This is a genomic window from Candidatus Cryosericum hinesii (assembly GCF_003570985.1).
GTDB classification, from domain to species: Bacteria; Caldisericota; Caldisericia; order Cryosericales; family Cryosericaceae; genus Cryosericum; species Cryosericum hinesii.
In genome coordinates this window covers 1-12,704 of sequence record NZ_QXIW01000030.1, presented here as the reverse complement: position 1 = coordinate 12,704, position 12,704 = coordinate 1, and the positions used below count along the sequence as shown (strand labels likewise).

Below are 12,704 nucleotides of genomic sequence, written 5' to 3'. Positions count from 1 at the left end.
TTGGTCAGGTTGTCCGTCGCGGAGTCGACCTCGGCCTGGTAGAACGTCGCAACTTTCCCCAGCATGGTCTCCAGGGAACCCGACTCCTCGCCGACCGCCGTCATCTGGATGACCATGGGGGTGAAAAACTGCGTCTCGGCCATAGCTGCGCTGAGTGCGGTGCCGCTCTTGATGGAGACGATGACCCGGTCGATGGTCGCCGATACGATCGTATTGCCCATCGTGCCACCGACCATCTCCAGACAGCTGATCAGTGGGACACCGGCACCGAACAGAGTCGCCAGCGTGTCGGTGAAGCGAGCCATGGAGGTCTTGAGCACTAGGGGACCGATGACCGGCGCCTTAAGAGCTATGTTGTCCTTCCAATGGATGCCCCGGGGGGTGCGAAACCATGCGCGGGCACCGAAGAAGATGATCGCGGCAACGCCAAAGACGATGTACCACCGGTGGACCAGAAAGCTGCTCATCGCGAGCGTTATGCGCGTCGGCAGAGGAAGGGGAACGTTCAGTGCCGTCAGGAAACCGACGAACTGCGGCAGGACGAAGATGAACAGGCCGAGGATGATAGCAACGCTGGCGATGATGACGATCAGCGGGTAGCTGGTCGCACTCTTGATCTTGCGCTTGAGCTCCGCCTCACGCTCGAGGAAGGTAGCCATCTTGAGCAGGCTGTTGCCCAGGTTGCCCGACGCCTCGCCCGATCGGACCATGGCAGAGTAGAGCGTACTGAACACTCCAGGATAGCCATCCATGGCTGTCGACAGCGGCAGGCCGGACTCGACCTTCTTCTTGAGATCATCCGTGATCATGCGCAGTTTCTTGTTGCCTACCTGTTTGCATTGGATGTCCAGGACCTTTGTGATGGACAGGCCCGCGTTGAGCATCGTGCCCAGCTGAGAGGTGAAGATGGACATGTCCTTGGCAGCGATTGCTCCACCAGCCGCCAGCCTGCCCTGCTTTACCTCGCCGGAAGGGCCTGTGTTGCGCACGGCGAGGTTGCTGCCGGCACTCCTGGCAGCGCTGATATTCACCAGGACAAGGCCCTTGCCGCGAATGGCCTCAGCCGCCTCATGAGTGTTCGCCGCACTGATGGTGCCACGCTGGGTGCTGCCTGACCGGTCAGCCGCGACATAGTTGAATGTTGACATAGGTACCTCCTCTCAGTGCTTTCAGGAACGCCCCAGCAGGCGCTGGAGTTCCTTGGGGTCGAACGCATGGTCTATCGCATCCTCGTAGCTGATGACGCCACGCTCGTACAGAGCCTTGAGCGACTGATCCATGGTTATCATGCCCATCGCGGTGCTGGTCTGCAGAACCGACTGGATCTGGTAGGTCTTGCCCTCGCGGATGAGGTTCTTGATGGCGGGGGTCGCCAGCATCACCTCGCACGCGAGCACCAGACCGTCGCCGTTCTTGCGCACCATGAGCTGCTGGGTCACGACCGCCGACAGGACGTTGGCGAGCTGGACCTTGATCTGCTGCTGCTGATACGGCGGGAAAACGTCCACGATACGGTCAATGGTCTGTGCCGCGCTGTTGGTGTGCAGTGTCGCGAACACCAAGTGTCCAGTCTCCGCGGCGGTCAGGGCAGCTCCAATGGTCTCGAAGTCGCGCATCTCGCCGACCAGGATAACGTCCGGGTCCTCGCGCAGGGCGCTGCGCAGGGCGTTTGCGAAGCTCTGCGTGTCCGTACCCAGCTCGCGCTGGACCACGATGCTCTGCTTGTGCTGGAAGAGGTACTCGATGGGATCCTCGAGCGTAATGATGTGCATCTGCCGTTCCTGGTTGATGCGGTCGATGACCGAGGCCAGTGTCGTGGACTTGCCGTGGCCGGTCGGCCCAGTGACCAGGACAAAGCCGCGATTCAGCTTGGGAAAGGTGAACGCCGCCGGGGGCAGGCCAAGTGAATCCATCGCGGGAACCTCGTAGGGGATCTTGCGCAGTGCCGCCGCCATGGTTTCGCGCTGACGGAACACATTGATACGGAAGCGCGCCAGCCCCTTGATGCCATAGCTGAAATCGTATTCCATGCTCTGCTTGAACAGCACCTTCTGGTGATCGTTCATGATAGGGAACATGAGTTCCTCGACGCGTTCGGGCGAGAGTTTCTCGCTGCCGAGAGCCACCAGCTTCTTCTGAATACGCAGGATGGGGGGCAGACCGACCTGGAGATGGATGTCCGTGGCATTTTTTTCCGTGGCGACTTTCAGGATGGTTCCCAGATCGATGCGATGTTCCCCCGAGGATGTTGGTCCAATACGAGGGGTGTTCTCCTGTATCTCGGAATTCATGGCAGCTCCTTCAGTCCGATTCGACGGTAGACACCACGCGCACGACTTCCTCGAGGGTGATGATGCCTTCCCTGGCCTTGACCAGGGCATCCTCGAGCAGAGTGCGCATGCCATGGCTGCGTGCGGACTGAGACATGTCGCGCGCGCTGGCCTTGTGAAGGATGAGGCGGCGCAAGTCGTCGTCCACCTTCATCATCTCATGAATGCCGGTACGCCCGCGGTAGCCTGAACCACCGCACTTCGAGCAGCCGGCACCCTTGTAAAACGTGACATCTTCCAGCTTGCCCCGTGTGCCGAGTCCCAGACCTTCGAGGGCCGAGGCCGGCGGGACGTAGGGCTCTTTGCAGTCGGGGCAGATCTTGCGCGCCAGGCGCTGGGCCGTAGCCCCAATGAGCGACGACGCGATGAGGAATGGCTCGATGCCCATGTCGATCAGTCGTGTGGCAACCGAGGGTGCATCGTTGGTGTGCAGCGTGGACAGGACGAGGTGCCCGGTCAGGGCGGCCTCGATAGCGATCTGTGCCGTCTCACCATCACGGATTTCGCCAATGAGCACAATATTGGGGTCCTGGCGCAGGATACTGCGCAGACCGTTGGCGAATGTCATGTCCGCCTTGACGTTGACCTGCACCTGGTTGAGTCCGTCCATCTGATATTCGACCGGGTCCTCTACCGTCACGATGTTCTTGCCGGGCGTGTTGAGGCGGTTGAGCGCGGAGTACAGGGTCGTCGTCTTGCCGGCACCGGTGGGGCCGGAGATAACGATCATGCCGTACGGCTGGCTGATGACATTGTTGAACAGGGTCAGTGTATCATTGAGGAATCCAAGGTTCTCAAGGGGCACCATGGCACTGCTCTTGTCCAGGATACGCATAACGATCTTCTCGCCGTAGATGGTGGGCAGTGAACTGACGCGGAAGTCGATGGCCTTGTTCTCGATGCGCAGGGAGATACGGCCGTCCTGGGGCTTGCGCCGCTCGGCGATATCCATGTTGGACATGATCTTGATGCGCGAGAGCACGCCGGCCTGGATGTTGCGCGGCAGGTTCTGCTTTTCTTGCAGGATGCCGTCGATACGGTAGCGGATGCGCAGGTGGTCCTTCTGCGGTTCCACGTGGATGTCCGACGCATGCTCGACGATGGCCTGAGTGATGATCGTGTTGACCAGCCGGATGACGGGCGCGTCCTGACCCATCTCGCGCAACTGCTCGATGCTGACCTCTTCGCCACTTTCTGCGATGATCTCGGCCTTCGCCTCGGAGCTGGCTTCCTTGATGGAGTTTCCGACGACGTAGTACTTCTCGATGGCGCCGTAGATGGCATTCTTGGGAGCGACGAAGAACTTTGTCTCGCGCCCGTAGGTTGCCAGCAGGTAGTCCATCAGCTCGATGTTGGTGGGATCGCTGAGTGCGATGCTGACGACACCCTCCTCACGCTTGAACGCGACGAAACCGTAGCGCTTCGCGCGTTCCTGGTCCACCAGCGCCAGCACGTCCGCCTCTACCTTCTCCGCCATGACATCTACAAATGGCATGTGCCACTGTTCGGCCAGGACCTGTGCCTTGATGTCGTCGTTGATGAACCCCTGATCGATGAGGATCTTGAGCAGTGGCTCGTTGGTGTTGTGTTGAGCGGTGAGGGCTCCATCAAGAGCCTGTTCGTTGATATACCCTCGCGCAAGCAAGATGCTTCCTACTGACCGTCTACCGTCCACATTTCCTCCGTGCTCTAGAGTTTCATGATCTTGGAGCCCTGGCTTCCACATTTGCTGAGCAGTTCTTCTGTGTCTCGGAAGCCGGGCGAGGACTCGCCGACCTCCTGGAACAACTGTGCCGCCTGCTGGCTGCTGCCCTGTGCCAGGTGGATCACAGCCGCATGGTACTTGAGGATCAGTTTAGCCTCGTCAGTGACGTTCGGCAGATGCATGGCGTGATCGAGCTCCCGGGTCGCCAGTTCGGGCAATCCCAGGTGAACGAATGAGAGGGCCATGGGCAGGTAGAACCGTAGGTCTCCTCCCCCCCTCACCGTGCCGGAACTCATCGCTACCGCCTCTTCGTAGCGACTGCCCGCGAATGCGGCCCACGCAGATATCAGACGTTGCTCGACCGAACCGGCTGTGATGCCGGACGTCCCGGCGGCTGCCTTGTCCACCAGGCCTTCGACATCGGCAGGAGACAACTGCGACAGCGAGATCGCGTCCGCGATGAGGTCGTACTCGCCGGATGCGAGAATGGCCTCCAGGGCACGCTGCACCGTATCGGGATCCCCGGGATGAGCCCGGATGGCAGCAACAAAGTACCCTGCAGCAGCATCGTGAACCCCAAGCTGCTCAGCCGCCAGACCCAGCCCATATCGGCTCTCGAAGTCCGCAGGGACGAGATGGGCAAGTTTCTCCAGCAGGAACCGGCCCTCCGTAACCTCTTGCCGGTGGTCCACCAAGTACTGGATGAGATACGCCGCATTGCTCGTATCGCGCTCCCTGGCCATGAGCCCCACCAGTTCGGTGAACTCGGCCATATTGGGGGTTCCCAGGACGAGCAGGGATTGGAGCACCTTCCGCCGAACCGTGGGGTTGATGGCATTGGCCAGGACACGACGCAGGATGGCCGACTTCTCCACACTGAGCGTGACATGCTGAAACAGCCCATCGTTGTTCAGGAATGTCGACTCGTCGACACCCGTGCGCCCCAGTCGTTCGACAATCGCAGCCTCCAGCGCCGGCACCTTCACCATGTTCGCATCCTCAGTGACACGGTCGACCAACTGGTCCACCACACCCAGTTCCGCGGCCGCGGCAAGGACCTCCTGCGTACAGGCGTCCTCGACCAGGCAGCGTTCCAGAACATGAACAAGCTGGTGCACGATGCCTTCGGCCGAAGCAGACTCGGCGGCTTGGCGTACCATGCCCAGTTCCTCCCGTACATACGATGTCGTGTCGCCACGTTCGAGCAGAAGTTCGGCCTTGTGCGTCCTCAGCTCGCCAGCCATGTCCGCGCCGTCGGCGGATAGGACGATAGAAGCGATCTGAGGGTCGTGGAAGTCAACCCTGGCTCCCTGAGCAAGAGCCTCCTCGACGACGAACAGGGGAAGGCGCGTGTAGCCGCCGCGTTCCAGCCACGTCAGCAGGTCACTCATGGTCTCTGCGTCCTGGGGATTGCGCAGAAAGTTGAGATAGAGAACTCCCAGCGACAGTGGAATGGCCACGCTGCCCGCATCGGACAGACGCTGCATCAGATCCTCCCGCTCCATCTTGCCCTGGTTGATACCCCTTACGATGCCGATCAACTGCCGTTCAGCCTCCTGCCCCGGCGTCGGGGAAGGTGGCGCGGTGACTGCGGCCCGTGAAACGACCTCGGTATCCGCCGCGTTCGCCTGGGTCAGATGTGTCGCCACCTCCTCTCCCTTGCGGAGAGAGGCCAACCTGAGTTCCTCGGGCGACAGAACGGTCAGCCCGGCGGCCTCGGAAGGCACGAAGCACCTGGCCGCGGTCGGAGACTCCTCCCCTGGCTTCACCCACGCCTGGTGTGGTACAGGGATGGTCTCCATCTTCATGTCGCCCGACGTTTCAGGCACAAGGTCGCGCGGAAGGTCCGGATGAGAGGATCCACCCTCGGCCTTCTGATCGGCTGGGACCCTCTCCTGTGGGGCGGGCAGCTCGTCGGCCACGACCGCCTCGTCGTATAGTGTCTCGAGGGTATTCCTCGCCCCCTCGTCCGGCTCGATCGCCTTGGACTTGCGCTCAATCGCGGGCACGCGGTCGACTTCCGGGGACTGTGAGGCACGCATACCGCCCGCAGGTCCCTCCACGGCCTTGACCTTCCAGTCGATCTGGCCCCGCATCTCGGCAATGGCCTTGCCAAGCCCCGGGTAAGAAGGATCGGCCATGCGCAGCTGTTCATATACGGCGAGCGCATCGGCGAACCTGCCGTTGTTGCCCAGAATGCTCGCCTTCAGATAGAGCGTGCGCGGATTCTGGGGACTGACCTCCAGGCTCTGGCCCAGTACCTTGAAGGCCTGAACGTAGTCACGACGGTATGCAAGCACACGCGCCTTCTGGTTGAGCGCGTCGGTGCTGCGGGTATCGATACCGATAGCAGAGCTGCTGGCTGCCAGCGCCTTGTCGAAGTCGCCATCCTTGATGCAATAGCGGGAGAGTTCGACCAGGTCGCGTATCGTCGCGGACTTGTCCTTGAGCTGGTTGTCGAGGCCCACGATCTTCTGATAGGCACCGATATAGATGCTCCACAGTGCGACTTGCCGGTCCTTGAGGATCTGGATGAGCGCATTCAGGAGGTCGATGCCCTGGGCATATTGCTGCCGTCCATAGTCATGGTCGGCCTCATCAACAGCCAAACGAAGGGCCGCGTCATACTCACGACGGCCTACAAACTCCTGGATCTGGCTGCGTAACCGCTCCTCGTCAGAACTCGCCAATGTCACTCCCCCATCAAGGCTTGTCGTGAAAGACTGGCACTATCTTACCAACCGCCGTCAAATATGCAAATAGCGGCGCCAACTCGCCCTCGGCGGAGTCATCATAGAGGACACTCATGATGCTCTCGTCAGTCTCCCGTTCGCCAAGCGACACGACAGCCTGTCCCTCGCAGTCGGTCAGGACCGCCTGGACGAACCATACGTCTCTGTTCGGCACGCGGAACCTGTCGACGAGTTCCATCAGTCTACAGAATTCAGAAAGTGTTGCAACTTGCTGACGATGACGTCGATGGCAACCAGGTTGAAGCCTCCTTCGGGAATGATCAGGTCCGCGTATCTTTTGGTCGGTTCCACAAACTGCAGGTGCATCGGCCGGACGACGTCCATGTATTGCACCACCACGGACTCGACCGTGCGGCCCCTCTCGCGCGTGTCCCGCAAGAGGCGGCGGATGAACCGGACGTCGGCATCCGTATCGACGTAGAGCTTAATGTCCAGCAGATCACGCAGCGCCGCGTTCTCCAGCACCAGGATACCCTCGAGGATGATGACGGGCCGAGGCTCGACATGGTCGGTCCAGGACTCGCGCTCATAGCGGGCGTAGTTGTAAACGGGCACATCTACCGCCTCGCCACGGATCAGATGCTGAAGATGCTCAATCAGCAGGTCATCGTCATAGGCGCTGGGATGGTCGTAATTGATGCCGCGCTTCTCCTCGATGGACATACCGTCGAAATTCCTGTAGTACGAATCCTGCTTGAGGAAGACAACTGGCTGTGCGGTCTCATGCATGATTTTCTCGGCGACGGTGGTTTTGCCCGACCCGGAACCGCCGGCGATGCCAACAAGGATAGGACGTGTCATTTCAATGGCCTCCAGCAAGATACAATTGTATATTGCGGGTGTGTTCGGCGTAGGTCCGCGCGAAGACACAGTGACCGTCAGGTTTGGCCAGGAAGTAGTAGTACGTACTTGCCGGGGCATGTGTCGCAGCATTCATCGACGCCAGACCCGGATTGCAGATGGGAGTCGGTGGCAATCCGGCGTGCAGGTAGGTGTTGTATGGGGACTTGTACTTCAGCTCGGCGTATGTGTAGAAGCCGCCCTGGCTGGGAAGGACATATCCGAGCGTGGTGTCCAGCTGGAGCAGCATCTTCTTCGCCAGACGGTTGAAGATGACACTGGCAACCAGTGGCCGGTCCGCGTCGTACTTTGCCTCCCGCTCGACGATAGAGGCGACCCTGAGCAGCTGGTCGCCCGTCAGACTACGCTTCGCCGCCTGAGCCGCCCAGTCGGAAGGGAGAACGTCGGCAAACCTGCCAAGCATACGTGCGACGACCTCGCCAGCGTCACCCGCATACAGGCAGTCGTACGTATCGGGGAAGAGGCGACCCTCCAGAAGCTTGCCCCGGTCATCTCTGGCCGCCTTCAGGAACTCAGCCGCACTGATGCCGGCCTGTTCCTGGAGGCGGATGGCCATCTGCTGGACCGTATAGCCCTCGGGAAACGTCACGCGCACCGTGAGAGGCGGACCCACCACAAGGAGCTGATACAATGCCTCCATGTCACCGACACCCTTGAGCACATAGCGCCCCTCGCGCAGCGAACCGCCGCGTTTCAGCCGCCAGTACCAGCGGAGAGCCTGAGGACTGGACGTCATGCCGAGCGCGAAGACCCGTTGACTGAGCGTTGTCACACTATCCCCAGGACGGACATCGATGTATGCACTGGGTCCTTCGACGGGCACGGTGTGAATGAATCTCAACCATGCAACCGCCCCGGCGATGATCATGAGGATCAGCAGGACACCGACGAGGCGCGTTGCGCCGATTCGCACGCCGCGCGGCGATCGACCGGGGGTTGGCTCCGTCACCTCAGGCGTGTTCTGCGTGTCTTCGTCCATGTCAGTCACCTTCACCCGGCACCGTTGGCGCGCGGTCCAGATAGCCCTGCAGGATGTAGACCGCCTCCCATTGATCCTTGGTGGCACGCCCGGCGGCACCCGACAACCCCTCGCTCGCAGCTGCCCGCCCGACAGCAACTGACGATAGGCGCTCGTCTACCAGCTCGACGCGCACCGCCCTGTTGAGACCCCGTGCGGCCAGTTCCTTGCGGACGAATCCTGCGAAACGCCGTACCTTGCGTGTCTGGATCGAGTCCGTTCCATCCAGCGCGAGCGGCAAGCCGACGACCAGACAGCCGGCGCCCTCGAGCACGACGCGGTCGACAACGGCCCGCGCCGTTGCAGCTGGGAGTCCCATGTCGATGGAACCAGCGGGGAAGGCAGTCCCTACATCCGCCACCGTCCGGGCAAGGCCTATGTGGCGCTCGCCCACGTCGAGACAGAGAACGACCTTCGAGCCGGATGGATCGTCAGCCAAGCAGCGCCTCCAGATCCTCTGCGGTCGGCAAACCTGCGATACGGCCCTGGCACATGCGGTCGTTGCCACCGCCCTTGCCGCCATACTTGTTGGCCAAGATCTTGAAGATGCTGCGTGCCGAGAACGTCGTGCCAGCCGTACCGAACACTTTGACCACGGTAAAGCCGTCTCCGCCGGATACCATGCCGATGAATACGCCGTTTCCCAGCTGCTGCTCCGCCATATCACCTGCACTGCGCAGCGCTTCGGTGGTCAGACCTTCGAACGTGGCTACAACGACCGGCTGACCCTTGATGGTTGCCGGCTGCGCGATCAGGTCGCGCACACGGCGATCGGTCGCCGCGGCAATGAGCCCTTCGATGCGGCGGTCGCGTTCCTTGACCACGCCCGTGAGGTCTTCCACTGCGCGCGCCACCTCTGCTGGAACCGGTCCGCAGCCTAGTATCCCTGCAGCCTGTTCCACGCCCACCTGGTACGCCCAGAACTCCCGCAGAGCGCCCAGTCCGACGGAAGCCTCGATACGCTTCGTGTCCGTCCCAATGCTGCGAATGGAACGGATATGCAGGAAACCGATGTCGCCCGTCGCGGTGACGTGCGTGCCGCCACACAATTCCTTCGAGATGCCATCAGCTGAGACGACGCGCACGGTCGCGCCGTACTTCTCTCCAAAGAATGCCAGAGCGCCCGTCCTGCGCGCTTCCTCGATCGGCATAACGTCGGTGCGCACCGGAACATTGGCCATGATGAACCCCAGTACCTTCTCTTCCATGGCCTTGCGGTCGTCCACGCCGAGGCTGCCGCGGAAACTGAAGTCGAAATGGAATTCGTCGGGCATGACCTTGGAACCCTTCTGCTGGACGGTCGGGTCGATAGAACGCAGAGCGGCCTGCAGGAGGTGTGTCGCCGTATGCGCCCGCGCGATCGCCTTTCGCCGCTCCGGGTCCACTTCAGCGCGCGCGGTGTCGCCCGCGGCGATGGCCCCTTCCAGCAGAACACCTTCATGGATGATCAACCCTTCCACGGGAGTCTTGGTGTCCATGACCTCGAAGCGCGCGCCCTGCGTTGTGATGACGCCCGTGTCGCCGACCTGGCCACCCTTCTCGCCGTAAAACGGGGTCGAAGAAAGAACCAGCCCGATATGATCGCCCTCCTGAGCACTGCTGGCGGATTCACCGCCCTTCAGGAGGCCCGTGACCACGGCCTCGGCCGACAATGTTTCATAGCCGACGAAATGCGAAGTCCCGACCGTGCCTCTCAGCTTGATGTACCCAGTCCGTTCGCGGCTTGCTTCTTCCACACCCGACGACTCGCTACCGCCATGGCGCTGGTCGTTCAACAGTGCGTCGAAGCCTTCGCTGTCCAGCTTGAGGCCGGCGTCCCGCAGGAGGTCAGCCGTCAGTTCAACCGGGAAACCCATCGTATCGTGAAGGAAGAACGCGGTTTTGCCGGGCAGGGTGTCGCTCCCGCCTTGACGAACCGCCTCGACAGCCCTCGTGAACTCGACCAGCCCCTCCCGGAGCGTGTGGTCGAACCGCTGCTCCTCCACTGCCATGTCGCCCTTGATGCGCTCACGCTCAGCCAGAAGTTCAGGGAACGGTCCCTTCATGAGGTCGATCACCGTGTCCGCGACCTTGCCCATAAAAGCACCCTCGATGCCGATCATCCGACCCAGCGCCTGAGAACGCCGCAGGAGGCGGCGCAGGACATAGCCCTGCTTCTCGTTGCTGGGCAGAAGGTTCTCGGTCATAAGAAACGTGCAGGCGCGCACGTGATCGGCGATGGTCTTCATGCGTGCCGTCACCCGCAGATCCTCACCATATTCCTGATGTGACAGGTCCGCCACTGTCTGGATGATGGGCTGGAAACCGTCCGTCTCGAAGTCGGTGTCGGTATCCTCGATGATGCTCGTCATGCGCTCCAGGCCCAGCCCGGTATCGATGTTCTTGCGAGCAAGCGGCTTCAGCGAACCGTCCGGTTGCCGGTCGAACTGCGTGAACACCAGGTTCCAGTACTCGAGGAACCGGTCCCCATCGTCGCCCATCTGCTGCTTCTCGTCGCCCGGGTGACGCACCCCACGGTCGATGTACAGTTCACTACAGGGACCACACGGACCGACGGGGCCCATGGTCCAGAAGTTGTCGTCAGCGCCCATTGGCACGATCCGTTCGCGCGGAATGCCGACCTTCTGCCAGATGTCCGCCGTCTGGAGATCTTCCTTATATATAGTTACCCAGATACGGTCAACAGGCAGACCAAGAACCTTCGTCGAGAATTCCAGGGCCATCGCGATGGCGTCGTCCTTGAAGTAGTCGCCGATGGAGAAGTTGCCCAGCATCTCGAAGAAGGTATGGTGGCGTGCCGTCCGGCCAACCCGCTCGATGTCGTTCGTTCGAATGCATTTCTGGTCCGACGTCATGCGCACGTTTGGAGGAGTCACCTCCCCCAGGTAATACTGCTTCAGCGGAACCATGCCGGCTGCGGTAAAGAGCAGTGTTGGGTCGGGCGAGAGCAGGGGAGCGCTGGGGAGTCTCAGGTGGTCGTGCCCCTCGAAGAACCTGAGAAAGCCTTCTCGAATATCAGCTGAGTTCACATTTCACCTCACGCAATACCGGTCATACGAAGTCCCGGCGCATGAGGACAGTATATCGTCAGCGCCCCGTGAGGCAAGAACAGCGTCGTCTCATCTCACTCAGGTGAGGACAGTCGCCTGATTCGTCATGCCCGCGCAGGCGGCTGATCCGTCACTCCCGCGCAGGCGGGAGTCCAGCCTTGGACAAAAGGACTCGGGGAAAGCGCCCCTCGTATTGGACTAACATACTCGGGGGGAACGACGAACTAGCGCCTTCCTCGGAAGATAGTCGTCCGTTGAAGTGCCAGCATGGTGCCCACCGACGCGACTGCGTTGATAAGACCGCGGAGCAGGTTAAACGGGATGATCGCCGTCACCATAATCGCTTTGACAGCTACTATCGACATCTTGAAGTACCAGGGATCCACAATCAGGTTCGTGCCGGCCATCACGACCGTCATCACGACGACCCCCAGACCGGCTGCAACGACCTTCACCCATATCTTCCTGGAGCGAGCCAGAAACGCCACTGGAAGTGCAAAGGCGATGACAGTGATCGTGTTCATGCCTGCTCCGACCCAGCCGTCCGCCCCACGGCCGATCAGCGCCCAGAGGATTCCTTTCACCACACCCGTCAGGATGGCTGCACCAGGACCCATCGCTGAGCCTGCGATGAAGACGGCGACATCGCCAAAATCGAACTTGAGGAATGGTGCTGCCGGCAGCAGCGGAAACTCGAACAATTGAAGGACATACCCCACGGCAGCCAGCATACCGGTCAGGGCGAGCACACGCAGTTTTTTCGATTCCATTCTCTACCTCCATAGCGGACGCAGCCTTGTAGCTGCAATCAACCCTGGGGGCACGGAAAGTGGACGTCTCTTTCCGTCCAGACTGTACTGTCGGCCCTGGAATCACACCAGGTCCTACCGCCGCAGCGGCTCGTGGGCTAAGCTCTTCGCTATTACCACCGGTCGGGAATTTCACCCTGCCCCAGAGAACACTTAAAGTATATGCGGCCCCAAAAAC

At 61.0% G+C, this 12,704-nt stretch carries 10 protein-coding genes and 1 riboswitch; all 10 genes read right to left on the bottom strand.

Going from position 1 to position 12,704, the window contains the following annotated elements; genetic code table 11:
- The coding region (locus SMC3_RS06570; RefSeq protein WP_133299374.1) for a type II secretion system F family protein at window positions 1-1,148 on the bottom strand (1,148 nt) is incomplete at its 3' end.
- Between the two features lie 21 nt (window positions 1,149-1,169).
- Window positions 1,170-2,228 (bottom strand): type IV pilus twitching motility protein PilT, encoded by a 1,059-nt coding sequence (locus SMC3_RS06565; protein WP_119087389.1) that lies wholly within the window; start codon window positions 2,226-2,228, stop codon window positions 1,170-1,172.
- Between the two features lie 73 nt (window positions 2,229-2,301).
- Window positions 2,302-4,005: a GspE/PulE family protein gene (locus SMC3_RS06560; RefSeq protein WP_207799705.1), complete on the bottom strand. Its 1,704-nt coding sequence runs from the start codon at window positions 4,003-4,005 to the stop codon at window positions 2,302-2,304.
- A gap of 14 nt (window positions 4,006-4,019) precedes the next feature.
- Complete coding sequence (locus SMC3_RS06555) at window positions 4,020-6,725, bottom strand: tetratricopeptide repeat protein (protein WP_165846640.1); 2,706 nt, start codon at window positions 6,723-6,725, stop codon at window positions 4,020-4,022.
- A 13-nt stretch (window positions 6,726-6,738) separates the two neighbouring features.
- Complete coding sequence (locus tag SMC3_RS06550; protein ID WP_126851546.1) at window positions 6,739-6,942, bottom strand: hypothetical protein; 204 nt, start codon at window positions 6,940-6,942, stop codon at window positions 6,739-6,741.
- A gap of 23 nt (window positions 6,943-6,965) precedes the next feature.
- Window positions 6,966-7,589, bottom strand: coding sequence for a uridine kinase (udk, locus tag SMC3_RS06545; RefSeq protein WP_119087379.1), 624 nt, complete (start codon window positions 7,587-7,589; stop codon window positions 6,966-6,968).
- Between the two features lies 1 nt (window position 7,590).
- Window positions 7,591-8,628, bottom strand: a complete 1,038-nt coding sequence (gene mltG / locus SMC3_RS06540) for an endolytic transglycosylase MltG (protein WP_119089951.1) — start codon at window positions 8,626-8,628, stop codon at window positions 7,591-7,593.
- Window position 8,629: 1 nt separating this feature from the next.
- Window positions 8,630-9,106 carry a Holliday junction resolvase RuvX gene (ruvX, locus tag SMC3_RS06535; RefSeq protein WP_165846639.1) on the bottom strand — a complete coding sequence of 159 codons (477 nt, stop codon included), beginning with the start codon at window positions 9,104-9,106 and terminating at the stop codon, window positions 8,630-8,632.
- Window positions 9,099-11,696, bottom strand: coding sequence for an alanine--tRNA ligase (gene alaS, locus SMC3_RS06530; protein WP_119089949.1), 2,598 nt, complete (start codon window positions 11,694-11,696; stop codon window positions 9,099-9,101). The genes ruvX and alaS overlap by 8 nt, the downstream gene beginning before the upstream one ends.
- 245 nt (window positions 11,697-11,941) lie before the next feature.
- Entirely contained in the window at window positions 11,942-12,487 is a 546-nt protein-coding gene (locus SMC3_RS06525) for an ECF transporter S component (RefSeq protein WP_119087375.1), read from the bottom strand.
- 61 nt (window positions 12,488-12,548) lie between these two features.
- Window positions 12,549-12,680: riboswitch (FMN riboswitch) on the bottom strand.
- Window positions 12,681-12,704 lie beyond the last annotated feature (24 nt).

What these genes read in the sequence shown, in the direction of transcription:
- udk (WP_119087379.1), bottom strand. Translation starts at nt 7,589, where the DNA reads ATGACACGTCCTATCCTTGTTGGCATCGCCGGCGGTTCCGGGTCGGGC.
- mltG (WP_119089951.1), bottom strand. Translation starts at nt 8,628, where the DNA reads ATGGACGAAGACACGCAGAACACGCCTGAGGTGACGGAGCCAACCCCC.
- SMC3_RS06525 (WP_119087375.1), bottom strand. Translation starts at nt 12,487, where the DNA reads ATGGAATCGAAAAAACTGCGTGTGCTCGCCCTGACCGGTATGCTGGCT.